The sequence below is a fragment of the Desulfovibrio sp. genome (assembly GCF_014803725.1).
In the GTDB taxonomy this organism is placed as follows: domain Bacteria; phylum Desulfobacterota; class Desulfovibrionia; order Desulfovibrionales; family Desulfovibrionaceae; genus Desulfovibrio.
In genome coordinates this window covers 133,611-150,803 of record NZ_JAAVBE010000003.1, presented here as the reverse complement: position 1 = coordinate 150,803, position 17,193 = coordinate 133,611, and the positions used below count along the sequence as shown (strand labels likewise).

17 protein-coding genes are annotated in these 17,193 nt (G+C 69.5%); 6 read left to right on the top strand and 11 right to left on the bottom strand.

Features of this window, described 5'->3' with window-relative positions; translation table 11 throughout:
* Positions 1 to 5: 5 nt before the first annotated feature.
* From pyrF to HDR50_RS00940, 10 genes are all read right to left on the bottom strand, one after another.
* Complete coding sequence (gene pyrF / locus HDR50_RS00985) at positions 6 to 719, bottom strand: orotidine-5'-phosphate decarboxylase (RefSeq protein WP_291355160.1); 714 nt, start codon at positions 717 to 719, stop codon at positions 6 to 8.
* Between the two features lie 15 nt (positions 720 to 734).
* Entirely contained in the window at positions 735 to 1,343 is a 609-nt protein-coding gene (gene gmk, locus HDR50_RS00980; RefSeq protein WP_291355159.1) for a guanylate kinase, read from the bottom strand.
* The gene (locus HDR50_RS00975; RefSeq protein ID WP_291355158.1) at positions 1,343 to 1,594 is read right to left on the bottom strand and encodes a DUF370 domain-containing protein; all 252 of its coding nucleotides are present in this window, start codon (positions 1,592 to 1,594) and stop codon (positions 1,343 to 1,345) included. Before HDR50_RS00975 ends, gmk begins: the two co-directional genes overlap by 1 nt.
* Before the next feature lie 2 nt (positions 1,595 to 1,596).
* On the bottom strand, positions 1,597 to 2,475 hold the full coding sequence (locus tag HDR50_RS00970) for a YicC/YloC family endoribonuclease (protein WP_291355157.1): 879 nt from the start codon (positions 2,473 to 2,475) through the stop codon (positions 1,597 to 1,599).
* A gap of 272 nt (positions 2,476 to 2,747) precedes the next feature.
* On the bottom strand, positions 2,748 to 4,319 hold the full coding sequence (locus HDR50_RS00965) for a methyl-accepting chemotaxis protein (RefSeq protein ID WP_291355156.1): 1,572 nt from the start codon (positions 4,317 to 4,319) through the stop codon (positions 2,748 to 2,750).
* A gap of 569 nt (positions 4,320 to 4,888) precedes the next feature.
* Positions 4,889 to 5,485, bottom strand: coding sequence for a recombination mediator RecR (gene recR / locus HDR50_RS00960; protein WP_291355155.1), 597 nt, complete (start codon positions 5,483 to 5,485; stop codon positions 4,889 to 4,891).
* A gap of 3 nt (positions 5,486 to 5,488) precedes the next feature.
* Complete coding sequence (locus HDR50_RS00955) at positions 5,489 to 5,800, bottom strand: YbaB/EbfC family nucleoid-associated protein (protein ID WP_291355154.1); 312 nt, start codon at positions 5,798 to 5,800, stop codon at positions 5,489 to 5,491.
* 33 nt (positions 5,801 to 5,833) lie between these two features.
* Positions 5,834 to 7,660: a DNA polymerase III subunit gamma/tau gene (dnaX, locus tag HDR50_RS00950; protein ID WP_291355153.1), complete on the bottom strand. Its 1,827-nt coding sequence runs from the start codon at positions 7,658 to 7,660 to the stop codon at positions 5,834 to 5,836.
* A 27-nt stretch (positions 7,661 to 7,687) separates the two neighbouring features.
* Positions 7,688 to 8,608, bottom strand: a complete 921-nt coding sequence (locus HDR50_RS00945; RefSeq protein WP_291355152.1) for a branched-chain amino acid transaminase — start codon at positions 8,606 to 8,608, stop codon at positions 7,688 to 7,690.
* Between the two features lie 77 nt (positions 8,609 to 8,685).
* The gene (locus HDR50_RS00940; RefSeq protein WP_291355151.1) at positions 8,686 to 9,177 is read right to left on the bottom strand and encodes a Cd(II)/Pb(II)-responsive transcriptional regulator; all 492 of its coding nucleotides are present in this window, start codon (positions 9,175 to 9,177) and stop codon (positions 8,686 to 8,688) included.
* Between the two features lie 165 nt (positions 9,178 to 9,342).
* On the opposite strand from HDR50_RS00940, the gene HDR50_RS00935 reads away from it, so the two are divergent.
* The 4 genes from HDR50_RS00935 to HDR50_RS00920 are packed head-to-tail and all read left to right on the top strand — an operon-like array spanning position 9,343 to position 14,759.
* Entirely contained in the window at positions 9,343 to 9,741 is a 399-nt protein-coding gene (locus HDR50_RS00935; RefSeq protein WP_291355150.1) for a CGGC domain-containing protein, read from the top strand.
* Positions 9,741 to 10,928 (top strand): adenosine deaminase, encoded by a 1,188-nt coding sequence (locus HDR50_RS00930; RefSeq protein ID WP_291355149.1) that lies wholly within the window; start codon positions 9,741 to 9,743, stop codon positions 10,926 to 10,928. The genes HDR50_RS00935 and HDR50_RS00930 overlap by 1 nt, the downstream gene beginning before the upstream one ends.
* Positions 10,925 to 12,955, top strand: a complete 2,031-nt coding sequence (locus tag HDR50_RS00925; RefSeq protein WP_291355148.1) for a molecular chaperone — start codon at positions 10,925 to 10,927, stop codon at positions 12,953 to 12,955. The genes HDR50_RS00930 and HDR50_RS00925 overlap by 4 nt, the downstream gene beginning before the upstream one ends.
* A 31-nt stretch (positions 12,956 to 12,986) precedes the next feature.
* The gene (locus HDR50_RS00920) at positions 12,987 to 14,759 is read left to right on the top strand and encodes a hydantoinase/oxoprolinase family protein (protein ID WP_291355147.1); all 1,773 of its coding nucleotides are present in this window, start codon (positions 12,987 to 12,989) and stop codon (positions 14,757 to 14,759) included.
* A 318-nt stretch (positions 14,760 to 15,077) separates the two neighbouring features.
* Here the strand turns inward: HDR50_RS00920 and HDR50_RS00915 are convergent, their stop codons facing one another.
* A complete protein-coding gene (locus HDR50_RS00915) occupies positions 15,078 to 15,482 on the bottom strand; it encodes a hypothetical protein (RefSeq protein WP_291355146.1) in 405 nt (134 codons plus the stop codon).
* A 135-nt stretch (positions 15,483 to 15,617) separates the two neighbouring features.
* Between HDR50_RS00915 and HDR50_RS00910 the strand changes: the two genes are divergently transcribed.
* Positions 15,618 to 16,109: a tRNA (cytidine(34)-2'-O)-methyltransferase gene (locus HDR50_RS00910; protein WP_291355145.1), complete on the top strand. Its 492-nt coding sequence runs from the start codon at positions 15,618 to 15,620 to the stop codon at positions 16,107 to 16,109.
* The gene (locus HDR50_RS00905; protein ID WP_291355144.1) at positions 16,106 to 17,146 is read left to right on the top strand and encodes a CobD/CbiB family cobalamin biosynthesis protein; all 1,041 of its coding nucleotides are present in this window, start codon (positions 16,106 to 16,108) and stop codon (positions 17,144 to 17,146) included. The genes HDR50_RS00910 and HDR50_RS00905 overlap by 4 nt, the downstream gene beginning before the upstream one ends.
* Positions 17,147 to 17,193 lie beyond the last annotated feature (47 nt).

Genomic DNA, 17,193 nt, shown 5'->3' with positions numbered 1-17,193 from the left:
CTGCTTTATTCTGCCGCGGGCGCCACGGACGCGGCCCGCATTTCTTCCACAATGGCGGCCGCCGCCTCCGCGGGCGAGGGGGCCTCGATGATGGGCCGGCCCACCACCAGATAGTCGGCGCCGGCCTGTACGGCCTCGGCCGGGGTCATGGTGCGACGCTGGTCGCCGGCGTCGGCGCCGCCCGGGCGGATGCCGGGGCAGAGGCAGCGGAGCCCGGGCGATGCGGCCTTGATGTCCCGCACTTCGTGGCCGGAGCAGACCACGCCGTCGAGCCCCCAGCGCGCGGCGCCGGCGGCAAGATCCTGCGCGAAAACGCCGGGATGGACTGTTATCCCGGGCATCTCCCCGGTGCCGAAGCTCGTGAGCGCGGTCACGCCGAAGAGCAGCGGCGCGGAGCAGGCGTCCGAGGCTCCGTCGCGGGCTTCCACGGCCGCCTGGCACATGCGCTTGCCGCCCTGGCAGTGCAAAGTGAGCATGTCCACGCCGAGCACGGCCGCGGCCTCCACGGCCTGGGCCACGGTGTGCGGGATGTCGTAATACTTGAGGTCGAGAAAGACGCGGTAGCCCTGCTCCTTGAGGCGTTCCAGCAGGCGCGGGCCGCCGAGGGTGAAGAGCTCAAGGCCCACCTTGCACCAGTCGAGGACGCCGCGCAACTGGCGGGCCATGCTGACCGCCTTTTCGCGGTCGGGGAGGTCGAGGGCGACGATGAGCTCGGGCATGGGCATACCGCCGTGTCAGGAGGTGGCGAGAAGGGAATCCACAAGCCGGGGGTTGCGGGCCGGGGCCAGGGTCGCGGCGAGATAGGCCGCCCTCAGGCGGTCATAGGCGCCGTCAAGGTCGTCGTTGACCACGAGGGCGTCGTACCACGCGGCTTCGCGCAGCTCGCGCCGGGCATTGGCGAGGCGGCGCTCGATGACCTCCTCGTCGTCCTGCCCGCGCAGGCGCAGCCGGCGCTCCAGCTCGGTGAGGCTCGGCGGCAGGATGAAGACGAAGGTCGCGGCCTCGAGGTTCAGCTTGAGCTGCGCCGCGCCCTGAACGTCGATGTCGAAGAGCGCGTCGCGCCCCTCGGCGAGCATGGCCTCCACCGGGGCGAGCGGCGTGCCGTAGAGGTTGCCGTGCACCTCGGCCCATTCGGCGAATTCGCCGGCCGCTCGGCGGCGCTCGAAGTCGGGACGGCTGAGGAAGGTGTAGTCCCTGCCGTCCACCTCGCCCGGGCGCGGAGCCCGCGTGGTGCAGCTCACGGAATAGCCGATGGCCGGAAATTCGGCGCGAAGCCGCCGGACGAGGGTGGTCTTGCCGGCGCCGGAAGGCGCGCTGAGCACGAGCGCTATGCCCTGGCGCATCAGGCGTCCTCCTGGGCGAAGCGCTGGCTGATGGTCTCCGGCTGGATGGAGGAGAGGATCACGTGGTTGGAATCCATGACAAGGATGGAGCGCGTCTTGCGGCCCTGGGTGGCGTCCACCAGGCGCCCGGCCGCGCGGGCGTCCTCCCGGAGGCGGCGCATGGGCGACGAGGCCGGGTTGGCGATGCCCACCACGCGCGCGGCGAGCACATAGTTGCCGAAACCGATATTGATGAGTCTTTCGCCTGCCATGGCTATTCCAGGTTCTGTACCTGCTCGCGGCACTTTTCCAGCTCGTTCTTGAAATCCACCACCAGGCGGGAGAGCCGGATGTCGGGGATCTTGTTGCCGCAGGTGTTGATCTCGCGGAAGCATTCCTGAAGCGTGAAGTCGAGGCGCCGCCCCGCGTCGCCGCCGCCGCGCAAAAGCTCGCGCAGGCGCGTAAGGTGCGCGCCAAGGCGCGTGATCTCTTCGCTCACGTCGAGGCGGTCCATGAGCACGGTGACTTCCTGCAGGAAGCGCGCCTCGTCGAGCGAAAGGCCCTCGGGCGCAAGCTCTCCCGCGATGCGGGCGCGCAGCGCCTCGACCCGCTCCTTCTTGATGGCCGGGGCCGCGGCCGCGAGCTCGCGGGTCCACTCTTCCATGCGCCTGAGCCGGGCATCGAGGTCGGCAGCGAGCGCGGCCCCCTCGGCTTCGCGGGACTGGTTCCAGTCCGCCAGGGCGCGGTCAAGGCCTGCCTCAAGCTCATGCACCAGTGCTTCGTCCGGCGCGGCGGCGTTCTCGCCCCAGAGCGCGGGCACGGAGAGCAGCGCCGTATAGTCAGGCGTGAAGACGTCGCCCCGCTCGCGGGCGAGGGCTGCAAGGCTGTCCAGCATGGAGGAGGCGAGGGCCGCGTCAAAGCCGGCCCCGGGGGCGCCTGCGGCCCGCCGGAGGGTGAGGCTCACGTCCACGCGCCCACGGGTGGCGTGCCGGCGCACGACCTTTTCCAGCACGGGCTCGAGAGAGCGCACCGCGGGCGGCAGGCGCCACTTGAGGTCCAGATGGCGCCCGTTGACGCTCTTGACTTCCCATTGCTGGATGCTGTCGGCGGTTTCCGCAAGACAGCGCCCAAAGCCGGTCATGCTGCGAAGCATGGCGCGCGCCCCCTTCATTGGCCGCAGGCCCGGCTGCGGCGGCTTGGCTGTGAAGAAGAAAATCTACTTCAGGGCAGGGCGGATTGCAAGGCAGGGATGGCAGGGAGGCCGGCGTCCTTTGCCGGAACCCCCTCGCAGAACAGGAGAATCGAGGAAGAGAGACGGGCAAAAATCCATGGGCGGCCGCCTGAGAACGCGAAGGGCCGGCCCCCGCGGGGAACCGGCCCTGAAGTGCTGTTGCGGATGTGCGTGCGCCCCCAAGAGGCTTGCGGCTACGCGCCTTCCTTTTCGCCTTCCTTGCGCATGCCTTCGAGGATGTCGGTAAGCACATGCGATTCCTGCACCATCTCGGCCATCTGCTCCACGGCCTCGCCCATGACGCGCGAGATCTCGGCGCTCAGGTGGTTGACCTCGGTGATGCTGCGGTTGATCTCTTCCGACGCGGCGGACTGCTCCGTGGCGGCGGCGGCGATGGCCGAAACGCGCAGGCTGGAGTCTTCGGCAAGGCCCGAGATATGCTCGAGCGCGGCGCCGGATTCCTCGCCCATGTGGCTCGTGTGCTCGATGGCCTCCACCGCGGTGTCGAGGTTGGCGGAGCTCTTGGCCGTGCGCTGCTGGATGGCCTCGATGGCGGATTCCACGTCGCGGGTGGCGCTCATGGTCTTTTCCGCGAGCTTGCGCACCTCGTCAGCCACCACGGCGAAGCCGCGGCCCGCCTCGCCGGCGCGGGCGGCCTCGATGGCAGCGTTGAGCGCGAGCAGGTTGGTCTGGTCGGCGATGTCGCGGATGAGGGTGAGCACGGTGCCGATGTCCTTGGCCTGCTTGTCGAGGCCTTCCATGTCAGTCTTGAGGTTGACGGAGAGGGTGCGCAGGGTGCGCAGGCTCTCCACCGTGCGCAGAACCAGGGAATTGCCCTCGTGGGCCTGGGTCTGCACCGAGGTGGCGGCGTCGGCCGCGCCCTCGGCGTTGCTCGCCACCTCGAGCACCGTGGAATTCATCTCGTTCATGGCCGTGGCGGATTCGGAGAGGCGGGCCGCCGCTTCCTGCGCCTGGTTGCGCACTTCGTTCAAGGCCACGTTGAGGCTTTCCGCGCCCTTGTCGATGCCGCTCACCACGCCCTCGAGCTGCGTGACCATGTGGGCGCGCGCCTCGGCCGCGGCCTGCTTGCTGCGCTTCTCGAGGGCGATGCGCTCGGTGATGTCCTCGCCCACTTCGAGATGCCCGATGACCTTGCCGCTCGCGTCATGCAGGAACTCAAGGATGATCTGCATGGTCTTGCCGTTGGGCATGTGGTTGATGACGCGGTGGTTGCCCTTGCGGAGCTGTTCGATGCCGCAGTTGGGCGTGTTGCAGATATTGCCGCCCTTGGCGGAGCAGTGCTTGCCCATGACCTCGTCCATGGAGGTCTTGCCCATGGACTTGAGCGAGGCCGTGTTGCAGAAGGTCCAGTTCATGTCCGGGTCGGTGACGGCGATGGCCCAGGGCAGGCCGTTGAGGATGCTCTCGTACCAGTGCGTGCGGTCCAACGAGCGCTGGCGCATGCCCACCACGCCGCGGGCCAGCGGGGCGAGGCTGCCGCAGGCGGCGGGGTCGAGCTGGGGCACGGCCTTGCCCTGCGCGGCGGCCTCGGCGTATTCCGCGATCTTCGGCAAATCGCCCGTGCTTTTGGAAATGAGAACGGCCCCGATGATGGCGAGCACGATGGCCGCGCCGATGCCGGGGAGCGCCGCGCTCCAGGCGGAGGCGCCCGATGACATGCTGATGCTTACGATGCAGGCGAGGCACGCGAGCACCAAGAAGCAGAGGAAGATAAGCACCTGTTTGGAGCTGAGTGAATTGCTCATGGCTGTGTCCTTTCCAAAAGCTGCTGAGCTGAACGGGCGCCCGGCGGCGGGAAAGCCGCGCCGCATGGCGGAATCTGCACTTCTGTTCGGTATGTGGCGGAGAAACTTTATATGGAACGGGGCTTTTTGCAAGAAAAAAGGGGAGGGGGCGGGGCATGGCGCCCAGCCGGGGGAGGTTTTCTTGTCTGGCTAATGAGAGATATTCCTTAAATCCGTCCGGAGCGAAGCGGAAGACGGGGCTGGTGCCGGAAGGATCCTGAAAAATAAGATTTTCAGGTTCCGGCGCGCTAGCCGTTGGCGAGTCCCCGAGCCTTACGGATAGCGACAGTGACAGCGTTAGCTGACCAACGCGGTAACTAACTGCTGTCTTCAGCCGTAGCTTCCTTCGTCGCAACGGCTGAAGCTAGGAAGAAAAACAATTTCCGAAGGGAGTGTACTCAAGTACTCGACCGAGGAAATTTTTTTCTGACGCAGTCCGAACCTGAAAGGCTGTTTTTGACGGAGACTTTCGGCGTTACAAGGGCAGCCCAGGCACAGCACCGACGCAGAAGCGGTACACAGCCCTTCGCCTACAGCTCCTGCCGGAAGCGCAGGGACTGGCGCAGGGTCTCGCGGTCCATGTACTTGACCTCGGCGCCCAGGGGGATGCCCTGCGCAAGGCGCGACACGCGAAGGTCCGGGAAGCGCCGGCGCACCATCTCGCGCACATAGGCCGCGGTATTCTCCGCCTCCACGGTGGCGCCGAGAGCGAGGATGAGCTCGGACACTTCGCCCTCGGAAAGGCGCCGCTCCAGCCGTTCGAGGTCGGGCGCGCCCTCCTGCGGGCCAAGGAGGCCGCCGAGGATGAGGTACTGCCCGCGGTAAAAGCCGCCCTCCTCAAGGGTGAGCATGCTGTCCCACTCGGTGACGAGGCAGAGGGTGTCGCGGCTGCGGGCGCCGTCGGCGCAGATGGCGCAGGGGTCGGTGGCCGAGAGGCCCCCGCAGCGCCCGCAAAGATGCAGGCTGTCGCGCAGGCCGTGGATATTCTGCCCGAGGCGGCGCGTCTCGGCCTCGGGCCACTTGAGCAGGGTCATGGCCACCCGCATGGCGGACTTGGGGCCGAGGCCCGGAAGGCGCGCCATCTGCTCGACGAGCACCCTGAGCGGCTCGGGAACGCGGGCCGGCATGGCCTAGAACATGCCGGGCAACTTGATGCCCCCGGAAATGGCGTTCATCTCGCGCTCCATGCTTTCGCGGGCGATGCGCGAGGCCTCGTTGACCGCGGCGAGGATGAGGTCCTGCAACATCTCCACGTCGCCGCCCTCGAGGGCCTTGGGGTCGATGACGAGCTTGCGCAGCTCCTGCTTGCCGGAAACCTCGGCCTTGACCATGCCGCCGCCGCTGGCGGCCTCGTAGGTGCGCTCGGCCATCTCCTGCTGGAGCTTGGCGAGCTTGTTCTGCATGACCTGGGCCTGGCGCAGGATGTCGTTCATGTTGCGCATGGGGGTCTCCCCGCGCCCGAGGGCGCGTCGTTGTTAGGGTTTGGCGTTGCGGGGCGCGGCCGGGGCGCCCGCTTCCGTGCAGTGGTCGATTTCCGCGCCCAAAAGCTCGAAGCAGTGCTGGAGCTCGGGGCGCCGGGAAAATTCGGCGATGAGCTCGCCCTGGCTGCGGCGCGCCCTGGGCGCCACGATGTCGAGCTCGGGCCCCGCGCCGCCGCAATAGCTGGCGAGGGCCGCTTCCAGCGCCGGGCGGTGCTTTTCCAGCTGGTGCACGAGGGCGCGCGCGGGCGCATGCAGGGTGAGCGCACCGGGGCGCCAGTCCACCTCGAGGCCGCGCAGGGCATGGAGCGGGGGCGCGGGGCGCCCGGCCTCGTGCTCGGCGGTGCAAAAGGCGCAGAACGAGGCCCAATCCGGCTGGAAATTGGGGGCTGGCTGCACCGGCTCAGGCGCGTTGCCGGGTGCGTCTGGTTCGGCTTCGGGCGCTCCAGTGGATGCAGCAGCGGCCCGGGCTGCCTTTTCCGCCGTCTCCCGGGGTGGCTCGACGTGTGCGGCGGCCTCGGCGTGCTGGGGCTCCGGCTCCCGAACCTTCGCTTCCGGCTCTGGTGCGGGCGCCTCTTCCCTTTGCGGGGCTTTCGTTTCCGGGGCCGGAGTCCGCGCCGGCGCAGTCTGTGCTGGCTCCGCGTGTGGCCGGCTCTGGGGGGCGGGTGCCGGGCGCGCCGGCTCCCTGTCCGCTCCACCGCTGAGCCCGTCCAGCTTTTCCAGCGGCAACAGGCGCGGCAAAAGGGCCAGGTTGAGCAGCAACAGCTCCAGCGCGGCCCCGGGTTCCGGGCTCTGGGTGATGCCGCGCTGCGCGTCGAGGGTCATCTGCCAGGCGGCGTGCAGATGCGGGGCCGAAAAGCGCTCCGCCATGGCTTTGAGCCACGCGGCGTCGTCCTCCGGGAGGGCCAGCGCGCCAAGCGCCGCGCCGCCGCCCTGCCTGAAGAGGAAGAGATTGCGCCAGTGGCCCGCGAGCTCCCGCAGGAAGAAGCCGATGTCCACGCCCTCGCGCAGGAGGTGCCGGCTCGTGTCCGCGGCTGCGGCGCAATCCTGCGTCGCAAGCGCGCCGAAGAGCCGGGTGAAAAGCTCCTGCCCGGCGAGTCCGAGCACCTGGCGCGTGGTCTCCGCGTCGAGCGTGACGCCGCCGAGGGCCAGGGTCTGGTCGAGCAGGGACATGGCATCGCGCACGCTGCCCGCGGCGCGCCTTGCGATGAGGCGCACGGCCGCGTCTTCATAGCCGCGGCCCTCGGCGTTGAGGGTGCGCACGAGATGGGCGGCGAGCGCGTCTTCCCCAAGGTGGCGGAAGACGAAGTGCTGGCAGCGGCTGACGATGGTGACGGGGAACTTGTGGGCCTCGGTGGTGGCGAAGATGAAGACCACGCGCTCCGGCGGCTCCTCCAGCGTCTTTAAGAGGGCGTTGAAGGCGCTGCGCGAGAGCATGTGCGCCTCGTCGATGATGAAGACCTTGTAGCGCCCGTCCATGGGGGCGTAGCCGATATGCTCCCTGAGGGCGCGGGCGTCCTCCACGCTGTTGTTGGAGGCGCCGTCGATCTCGGTCACGTCCACATGGGAGCCGGCCGCTATCTTGCGGCACTGGGCGCACTCGTTGCACGGTTCGGCGCCCGGGGCGTGCTCGCAGTTGAGCGCCTTGGCGAAGATGCGGGCGATGGTGGTCTTGCCGACGCCGCGGGTGCCGCTCAAAAGATAGGCCGGGGCCGGGCTGTCGCGTTCAGCGGCGCGCGACAGCGCGGCCACGACCATCTCCTGGCCGGCCACTTCGGCGAAAGTCTGCGGACGGTAGCGCGCCGCGAGCGAAAGGTGCTTCATGCCGCTCCGCCTGGCTCACCGGCCTGCCTAGAACGTGTAATGCGTCAGCCAGTCGGCGTACTTGGGGTTCTCGCCCGTGGCGATGGCGAAAAACTCCTTCTGGAGGCGCTTGGTCACGGGGCCGGCGTGGCCCTCGCCGATCTGGCGGTGGTCCACCTCGCGGATGGGCGTGATCTCGGCGGCCGTACCCGTGAAGAAGGCCTCGTCGGCGGTGTAGAGCTCGTCGCGGGTGAACTGCTCTTCTTTCACCGTGTAGCCCATGTCGCGCGCCACTGTGATGACGGAATTGCGCGTGATGCCGCCGAGGATGGAGGTGAGCGGCGTGGTCTTGATGATGCCGTCGCGCACGATGAAGATGTTCTCGCCCGTGGCCTCGGAAACGAAGCCGTTGGTATCGAGCATGACGGCCTCGTCGTAGCCGTCCTCCTTGGCCTCGATCTTGGCGAGGATGGAGTTGATGTAGTTGCCCGAGGCCTTGGCCTTGGACATGCTCGTGTTCACATGGCTCCTGGCGAAGCTGCTCGTCTTGATGCAGATGCCCTTTTCCAGCGCCTCGGGGCCGAGATAGGCGCCCCAGGGCCACACGGCGATGATGGTCTGGACGGGATTGTTGCCCGGATAGACGCCCATCTCGCCATAGCCCACGAAGGAGAGCGGCCGGATATAGCCCGCGGGCAGCTTGTTGGCCACCAGCGTCTCGATACAGGCGTCGGCCAGCTGGTCGGCGGTGTAGGGCAGCTTCATGCGCAGGATCTTGGCGGAATTGAGCATGCGCTTGCAGTGGTCGCCCAGGCGGAAGACCGCCGAGGTGCCGTCCACGCAGGCATAGGCGCGGATGCCCTCGAAAATGGCGCTCCCGTAGTGCAGGGAGTGGGTGAGCACGTGAACCTGGGCCTGATCCCAGGGAACCAGCTTGCCGTCGAACCAGATGAAGTGCGTTGTCTGCATGGCTGTCCTCGCGCTGGGCGCTTTTGGCGCGTGCGGTTGGCGGGCGAAAGCCCGCGCGGCCGCGCAAGGGAGAGATGCTACTTAAAAGCGCGGGGCTTGGCAAGCGGCGCGGGGCTTTCGTCCCTGTCCGCGGTTCTGCAACGAAGGTCCTCACAATATGGGCAGGAATCGGCGGCGCTGAGGCTCGCGAGGATGCCGCAGCCGGCTCCGCAGCCGGGCCCGTGGGCCGAGGCGTCGCGCAGGGCCGTGAGCTCGGCCTTGAGGTGTTCGAGCCCCGCGATCTGGGCCTCCACATTGGCGATGTGCTCGTCCACCAGCTTGTGCACCCAGGCGCAGTCGCGCGCGGGCCGGTCGCGGAAGGCGAGCAGTTCGCGGATCTCGGCGAGCTTCATGCCGTGGCGGCGGCAGTGCATGACGAAGCGCAGGCGCTCGAGGTCGGCCTCGCCGTAAAGGCGGTAATTGCCCTCGCTGCGCTCGGGCCGCGCAAGCAGGCCCTCCTTCTCATAAAAGCGGATGGTCACTACAGGGCATCCGGCCAGTTTGGCCAGCTCGCCGATCTTCATTTTCATGGCGCACTCCTCGGGGCCGCGTCCTCGCGTCGTTGCTTGAGGATAGTGGGCATGCCCGGCGCGAAAGTCAATGTGCCGGGCCGGCAGGGCGCGCCGCTTGCAAGGGGGGCGGCGCCGTGCGAGAATGCGGGCCGGGCGCGCCCAGCGCCCCGCGGAGGAATACGCATGAAGATCGGCCTCATTCGCTGTATGCAGACCGAGGAAATGTGCCCGGCCACGCGCTGCCTTGACGCCATGCGGCGGAAAAAGGACGCCTTTACGGACGTCGAGGACGACATCGAGCTCGTGGGCGTGACCACCTGCGGCGGCTGTCCGGGCAAGAAGGCCGGCCTGCGCGCGGGCACGATGCTCCGCCGGGGCGCGCAGGCCATCGCCCTCGCCTCGTGCATCACCAAAGGCGCGCCCATCGACTACGCGTGCCCCTTTGCGGCCACGCTCGCCAAAGTCGTGCGCGCGGCGGTGGGCGAAGACGTGCCCATCTTCGACTATACCCACGCCCCGGCGAAGAAAAAGGCGTCCCCCGCCGCCGCATCTGGCGGCTGCGGGCCGCGACTGGAGGCCTGATGCCCACACCCGCACTTGCGCCGGCGCCCGAAGCGGAAGCGCCGGCCGGCCTCATCCATCTTCCGGCGCCCGCGCTTTCCGCGGCCTCCCGCCTCGCCGACGAGGCCGCGGACGCCATCGCCGCCGCGCCCAAGGATTACGCGGCGCACGCGCGCGTGCTCCACGATCTCAAGCTCGCGCTCGTGGAGCTGGCCGACCGAGGCGAGGCGCCCCTGCAGGCGGAAGAAAAGGGCAACGAAGCTGCGCCGTCAGTGGACGATAGAGGGGAAGTCCCCCCGGCCCTCCCCCACGCCGACCTCGTGTGGGATCTCGCCCGCGCCCTCCCGGATTTCAGCACCGAGGCCCTGTACCAGAAGCGCTCCTCCCTGGGGGCCATGGCGGGCATGGCCGTCTTCGGCTGGTTTTTGGGCGGCCTCGCCTCCACGGTGCTCGGCTGGCTCGGCCTTGGCGGCGACATCCTGCGGGCCTTCGGCGTGTGGGCCATGTTCTGGCTTTCGGAATACCTCTCCGCCAATCCCCGCGCGCGGCATACGGTGCTCGCCCTGCTCGGCATGGGGGCCCTCGGGCGCTTCGCCATGAGCGCCATGTCGGGCATGCTGCGCCTGACCTCGTGGGGCAGCATCCGCCAGGCCATCTTCGGCGTGGGGCGCCTCCCCAATATTTTCAAGGTCGGCTGGCTGCTCTTCGGCGCCTTCTTCGTGCTCGTCTTCCTCTCCAAAAAGATCACCGCGCTCGACATGACGGCCTTCCGCCATTCCCTGCGCGAGCAGGCCGAGGGCTGCCTGCGCCTCGCGGCCTTCGTGCTCGGCGAGGTGGAGAGCCGCGACGCGGCCCTCGCCGAGCTGCGCGACCGGCTGGACGACGCCGCCGACGGCGAGGCCCCGCGCCGTGCGGGCGACGCCCTCGCCCGGGACATGCTCGGCATGCTCGACGGGCTCGACCCCGACGCCCGCCGCTTTCTCCTCCAGCGGCTTGCGGCCGCGGGCTACATGCCGGAAAGCACCGGGGAGGACTGGCTCGTCTGGCAGTCGGAGCGCGATGCCGAACTCTACGACACCGTGGGCCTTGTGCGCGAGGGCGACCGCTGCCGCATCCTGAGGCGCGCCATGCGCACGCCCTCGGGCGTTACGCGCGGCCTCGTGCAGCGCGCGCCAGAGGCGGCCGGGAAGACGGGAGTCCGGCCATGAGCGCCGCGGCCAAGGGAACACAGGAGGGCGCCGGCCGCATCCTCGGCATGGATCTCGGCACGAGCAACACCTATCTCTTCGCCGGCAGCATGGATCGCGCCTCGCGGCCCGAGGCCGTGGTCGTGCCCGGGGTGAGCGACGCCGCGGGCAGCATGGCCACGGCCGTGCTGTATGAGGACGATACGCCCATCCTCATCGGCAACATGGCCGAAAGCGAGTGCTACGCCAACCCGAAGCCGGGCCGCGTGCTGCGTACCCAGTTCAAGCCCGAGCTGGCCCACGGCGACGCCGAGGCCCTTATCTGGATGACGGACTTTCTGCGCCTGCTCGGCGAGGCGCTTCCCGGGGGCACGCCAAGCGCGGGCACGAAGCTCTATGTGGGCATCCCGTCGCTCACGAGGGAGGATTTCAGCCTCAATCTCGGCCGCTGCTTTGCGGCGGCAGGCTGGCCCGCGCCGGTCTTCGTGCGCGAGTCGGACGCGGCGCTCATCTCCTCTCTCCAGTCCGGCGCGCTGGATATCGACGACCTCGAGCGGCGGGCGCTCATCCTCGATTTCGGCGGCGGCACCTGCGACTACACGGTGCTCGACGGCGTGGACGCCCTCGCCAACGGCGGCGACCCGCTCTATGGCGGGCGCCTTTTCGACGACCTCATCTATCAGGCCTTTTGCCGCCGCGTGCCGGAGCTCGCGCCCGGGCTTGCGGGCTCGGCCTATGCCTATTTCTTCCACTGGATCGAATGCAAGACGGAAAAGGAGCGCTTTTCCAAGGCCATGAGCGCCGAGGCCGACCCGGAGGCCCCGACATCGCAGGAAGCCGGCGTGAGCCTGCACGCGGTATGGTATGACGCCGAAGGCAGCCGGCGCGACGCCTGGGTGCATGACTACAGCCGCGAGGATTTTATCCGCGATGCGGAAAATTACGCCGCGTCGCCGCAGATGCTCGGCATGCTCTCCCAATATGCGGGCCGCGGCGGCCTGAGCGGGCCGGCGCGAGATTTGCTGGAGGGGCGGAGCATCGGCCTCGTCTCGTGGCTGCGCGAGCTCTTGGGCGGCCTGGAGGGCCGGCGCGAGGTTGGCCGCGTGCTCCTCACCGGCGGGAGCAGCCGCTGGTTCTTCGTGCGCGCCCTGGTGGAGGAACTCTTCCCCGCGGCCTCCTGCGCCATGAGCCGGCGCACCTATGAGGACATAGCCTACGGGCTCGCGCTCTATCCCGTGCTGGCAGCCTCGCGCGAGCGCGTGGAGCGCCTGCTCAAGGAGCAGCTCCCGGCCTTCGCCGCCGAGGCCGCCACGGCCGCGCGGGCGCTGGTGGAAAAGAGCGGCCGGGCGCTGGCGCGCCGCTGCACGCAGCGCATGGTGGAGCGGGACATCATGCCCGCCCTCGAGGCCGCGCAGGGGACGCCCACCACGGTGGCCGAGCTCGAAGCCGCCTTTGAGCGCAATATCCGCGAGGATACAGCCCTGCTCGACATCGTGCGCGAAAAAAGCGACGCCCTGCGCGCGGAGCTTCAGCTCGACCTTTCCCTGCGCTTCCGCGCGTGGCTGCGGGAAAACGGCGTGCTGCTCGTGCCGCGCTTCGAGGTGCCGGCCCAGGCCATCAGCGCGGACTTTTTCAAGGGCCTGAGCGTCAGGCTCTCGCGGCTGGATTCGCTCAACATCATGCGCTTCACCCTGACGGCGGTTTTGCCCCTGCTGGCTGGCACCGCGGCGGCCGGCGCCATCGCGCATACGGGCGAGCCGGTGTCCACGGTGCTCGGCGGCGGCGTGGCCTTCGGGGGCGCGTGGCTGCTCGGCCGGGCCGCGCCCGGCTTTCTGGAAAAGCGCAAGCTGCCCGGTTTTCTGCTCAACGAGAGCAACCGCCGCAAGATCGTGGAGAAAAATTCGGCCTATATCGAGAAGGCACTCAACGAGGCCTTTGCCGGGGTGCAGGCGGATATTTCCGACGGCATGGAGCGGCGCCTCCGGCATGCGCTGGAATCCATGCTCGGCCGCCTCTCCGTGCTCAACCAGGTGCGCTGCCAGCACTGAATTTTTGCCGAAACGCGGGCAGGGAAGCAGGATGAAGGAAAAACTCGTCCTCGGCATTGACGCCGGGGGAACGCATACGGACGCGGCGCTGCTGGCGCTCCCCGAAGCTGCGGCCGGGCTCCCGCAGGCACGCCTGCTGGCCTCGGCCAAGGTCAGCACGCGCCACGAGGATTTGCCCGGCACCGTGCGCACGGTGCTCGCGGCGCTCACGGCGGCGCTGGCAGAAGCCGGCCTCGACGGGCCGGCCTTGCTCGGCCGCGTGGAGCGCGCCACCCTCGGCACCACGCTGGCCGTGAACGCGCTGGTGCAGGGCAGGGCGGACAAGGTGGGCCTGGCGCTTTCCGCCGGGCCCGGGCTCGACCCGGTGCATTTCACCCTGGGCGAGCATGTGTGCATCGTGCCAGGCGGGCTCGATCACCGCGGGGTGGAGGTGGCGCCCCTCTTTACCGGGACGCTCGCCGAGACCGCGGCCCGCTGGCCCGGGGAGGGCGTCGCCGCCGTGGCCTGCGTGGGCAAGTTCTCGCCGCGCAACCCGGCGCAGGAACAGAAAATGGGCGAAGTGGCGGGGGGCGCCTCGGGCCTTCCCGTGACGCTCGGGCACAGCCTTTCCGGGCGCCTCAACTTCCCGCGGCGCGTCGCCACGGCCTACTACAATGCCGCAGTGGCGCGGCTTACGGGCGAATTTCTCGACGCCGTGGAAGCGGCGCTCGCCTGTGCCGGCGTGCGGGCGCCCGTGCGCCTGCTGAAGGCCGACGGCGGCGCGGCGACCTTGGCCTTTTCGCGCCGCGAGCCCGTGCAGTCCATCCTTTCCGGGCCGGCTGCCAGCGTCATGGGCGTCATGGCGCTCTGGCCCGAAGCGGCCGAGGGCTGCTCGCTTTTGCTCGACATGGGGGGCACCACCACCGACCTGGCGCTCTTTTACGAGGGCTCGCCCGTGGTGGACCGGGACGGCATGCTGCTCATGGGGCGGCGCACTTTGGTGCGGGCGCTGGCGGCTATTTCCATCGGCGTGGGCGGGGATTCGCAACTCAGGCCGGAACGGACGCAGGACGGCGCCCTCGCCGTCCATGTAGGCCCCGTGCGCGAAGGGCCGGCCATGGCCTTCGGCGGGGAGCGGCCCACCCTGCTCGACGCGCTCAACGTGCTCGCGCCCGCAGGAGGGATGTGCGGGGACGGCGCCGCCTCCCGCGCGGGCATGGAAGCCCTCGCGGCGTCGCTCGGAACCGTGCTGGCGCCGGGCGGGGCCACCCAGCTGGCGCGCCTCGCCGTGGAGAACGCCTGCGACCAGGTGGCGCGAGCTGCCTATGCGCTGGTTGAAGGCGTCAATGCCCGGCCCATCTATACCCTGGCGGCGCTCAAGGCCGTGCGCGAGGCGCGGCCGACGCGGGCCTGTCTCGTGGGTGGGCCGGCGGCGAGCGTGCGCCCGTATCTCGAGCAGGCGCTGGCGTTGCCGGTCGCCATCCCGCCTCATGCCGAGGTCGCCAACGCCATCGGTGCGGGCCTCGCCGTGCCCACGGCCGTGCTGGAAGCCTATGCGGACAGCGGGCGCGGTGTTTACAGCGTGCCGGCCCTCGACCTGCACGAGCGCCTCGGGCGCCATGCGACGCTGGAGTCGGTGGCGGACCGCACGCGGGAACTGCTCGAGGAGCGGCTTGCCGCCGAGGGCGTCACCGACGCGGCCGTGGAAGTGGTGGAGGCGGATCTCTTCGCCATCCTCGATGACGGCGGCCGCGGCTCGCGCGACATGCGCGTGGCCTGCCAGGTGCGGCCCGGCATTTCCGCCCGGCTTTCCGCCGGGGCCTGAGCGGCGTTTTTCGGGGAAAGAAAAGCGCCCGGCTTCCGCAGGGGAGGCCGGGCGCCGCTCACTTGTGGCCTACGGGCTTGCCGGGGGCTTAATGGTCGTCGCTCATCTTCATGCCGATAAGGCCCACGATGATGGCGAAGAGCAGGAATCCGGCGCAGATGACGAGAACGGTGGTATCGAGATCCATGGTTGGCTCCTTTGAGGTATGAGGGCACGCCGGGCGCCGGCCAAGACGGCTACTTGCGCAGACCGCCGCGTGGCGCAGGGCTGCCGGGCCGGCCCGGTGGGGGCGGCCGGTAATGGAATGTTCCCCGCGATTCAGAGAGTGGCGCCAAAGGCGCGGGGCGGAGCCTGGGAAAGGGGAAGCATGCCGCGCAAATGGCGCGCGACGGGCAGATCGGGCCGCTGGGGCGCAAGGGGGGCAAAAAAGACAGGCGGATGCGGCAGAGGCGGCCGGGGGCTCAGGGCCGCGCCCGCCGCATGGAGACGGGCGAAGGCATGGCGCTGGCGCTGCTTGCTGGCCTGGCGCAGGGGCACCACCACGGCGGCGCCCACGGCGAGCGCCCCGGCCATGACCGAAGGCAGCCGGTCGCAGCCCAGGCGCGGGAGGGGCGCATAGCGGCCGCCGGACACAAGCAGCAGCACGGCCAAAACCGTGCTGACGCCGCAGGTCAGCAAAAAGCGCGGGCGCATGGAGGGGCTGGACAGTGGTGCCGACGGCATGGGCGAAGCCTTTTCTGTTGCAGGGCGGCGCCATTGCAAGGGCAGGCCGCCTCTTTCCATGTATCCAACGCTACAGGGGCGGCTCTTTCTTGTCAATATTGCTGCGGAAAAAGCGCTAAGCCATGGGGAGGACAGTTGCGCGTAGTCCTATTTGAGCCGGAGATCCCGCCCAATACGGGCAATGTGGCGCGCCTCTGCGCGGGCTTCGGCGTGGAATTGCACCTTGTGGGCAGGCTCGGCTTTTCGCTGGAAGACCGCTACCTCAAGCGCGCGGGCCTCGATTACTGGCCGCATGTGCGGCTTTTCGTCTGGCCCGGCTGGGCCGCGTTCGCGCACCGCCCGGGCCGCAGCCGGCTTGAGCGCTGGATCCTGACCACGGCCAAGCGCAAGGCCACTCCGTTGCAGGATTTCGCCTTCCAGCCGGAAGACGCCCTCATCTTCGGGCGCGAAACGCGGGGCCTGCCCGACAGCCTCTTCGCCGCCTCGCCGTGGCGGGTGCGCATCCCCGTGCGCAGCATGGAGGAGGGTGGTGTGCGCAGCCTCAATCTTTCCACCACCGCGGGCATCGTGCTCTTCACGGCCCTCACGGCAAGCGGCCTCATCGGCCCGGGACAGGCGCGGCCGTGAGCAGTTTCTTCCCCGAGTGGGCCGTCCTGCCGTGGTCGGCCTGGGAGTGCTGGTGGCTCGCACCTTGCGCTCTTGCGCTCGACCTCATGCTCGGGGACCCGGCCTTGCCGTGGCCGCATCCCGTGTGCCTTGTGGGCAAGTGCCTCTCCCGGCTGGAAGGCCCGGCGCGGCGTTTCGGCGGTGCGGGGCCGCGCGCGCCCTTGCGGCTCCGGCTGGCGGGCGCGATGGCGCTTCTCCTGCTCTGCGCGGGCACGGGCGCGGCCGTGTGGCTGCTGGTCTCGCTGCCGGCGGCGGGGGGGCTTTTTGCGCTCTATCTGGCCTGGGCAGGCCTCGCCATGGGTTCGCTTGTGCGCATCGGGGGCGAAGTGGCGCACGCGGTGGAGGCTGCGCCCCTCCCGGAGGCGCGCACGGCGCTCGCCCGGCTGGTGAGCCGCGATGTGAGCGCCCTTGAGCGGCCCATGCTCCGCAAGACGCTGGCCGACACGCTTTCGGAAAATTTCACCGACGCCTTTCTCGCGCCGTGGTTCTGGCTGCTCGTGGCCGGGCCCGTGGGCCTGTGGGTCTACAAGGCCGTGAGCACGGGCGACTCCATGTGGGGCTATCTCAATGCGCGCTGGCGCTGGCTCGGCTGGGCGCCGGCGCACGCCGACGACGTGCTGGCCTTCGTGCCCGCCCGGCTTTCCGTGCTTGCCCTGCGCCTGGCGGACGCGCTCGCGCGCCTCACCCACCTCAGGCGCATGTGGCGCGGCAGCTGGCCGGGGCTTTGCGTGGTCGCGCGGCAGGCAAAGGGCATGCCGAGCCCCAATTCCGGCTGGTCCATGGCGGCCTGCGCGTGGCTGTGCGGTGGCCGCATGGCCGGGCCTTCCGTCTATTTCGGCGAGCTCGTGGTCAAGCCCTGGCTCGGCCCCCCGGAGCGGGACGCCGCGCCCTGGGATGCCGGCCGCATCCGCGCTTTGCTCCTGCTGGAGCAGTGGGGGACGGTATGCGGCGGCCTTGCGCTCTGGCTTGCGTGCCTCGGCATGCGACTTCTTTTCTGAGGCGGCGCGCTTGCGGGCGGGCGCGTTCCCGTGCTAGGGTTATGTTT

Coding starts and splice junctions, on each gene's coding strand:
- pyrF (WP_291355160.1), bottom strand. CDS start 719: ATGCCCGAGCTCATCGTCGCCCTCGACCTCCCCGACCGCGAAAAGGCG.
- gmk (WP_291355159.1), bottom strand. CDS start 1,343: ATGCGCCAGGGCATAGCGCTCGTGCTCAGCGCGCCTTCCGGCGCCGGC.
- HDR50_RS00975 (WP_291355158.1), bottom strand. CDS start 1,594: ATGGCAGGCGAAAGACTCATCAATATCGGTTTCGGCAACTATGTGCTC.
- HDR50_RS00970 (WP_291355157.1), bottom strand. CDS start 2,475: ATGCTTCGCAGCATGACCGGCTTTGGGCGCTGTCTTGCGGAAACCGCC.
- HDR50_RS00965 (WP_291355156.1), bottom strand. CDS start 4,319: ATGAGCAATTCACTCAGCTCCAAACAGGTGCTTATCTTCCTCTGCTTC.
- recR (WP_291355155.1), bottom strand. CDS start 5,485: ATGCCGGCCCGCGTTCCCGAGCCGCTCAGGGTGCTCGTCGAGCAGATG.
- HDR50_RS00955 (WP_291355154.1), bottom strand. CDS start 5,800: ATGCGCAACATGAACGACATCCTGCGCCAGGCCCAGGTCATGCAGAAC.
- dnaX (WP_291355153.1), bottom strand. CDS start 7,660: ATGAAGCACCTTTCGCTCGCGGCGCGCTACCGTCCGCAGACTTTCGCC.
- HDR50_RS00945 (WP_291355152.1), bottom strand. CDS start 8,608: ATGCAGACAACGCACTTCATCTGGTTCGACGGCAAGCTGGTTCCCTGG.
- HDR50_RS00940 (WP_291355151.1), bottom strand. CDS start 9,177: ATGAAAATGAAGATCGGCGAGCTGGCCAAACTGGCCGGATGCCCTGTA.
- HDR50_RS00935 (WP_291355150.1), top strand. CDS start 9,343: ATGAAGATCGGCCTCATTCGCTGTATGCAGACCGAGGAAATGTGCCCG.
- HDR50_RS00930 (WP_291355149.1), top strand. CDS start 9,741: ATGCCCACACCCGCACTTGCGCCGGCGCCCGAAGCGGAAGCGCCGGCC.
- HDR50_RS00925 (WP_291355148.1), top strand. CDS start 10,925: ATGAGCGCCGCGGCCAAGGGAACACAGGAGGGCGCCGGCCGCATCCTC.
- HDR50_RS00920 (WP_291355147.1), top strand. CDS start 12,987: ATGAAGGAAAAACTCGTCCTCGGCATTGACGCCGGGGGAACGCATACG.
- HDR50_RS00915 (WP_291355146.1), bottom strand. CDS start 15,482: ATGCCGTCGGCACCACTGTCCAGCCCCTCCATGCGCCCGCGCTTTTTG.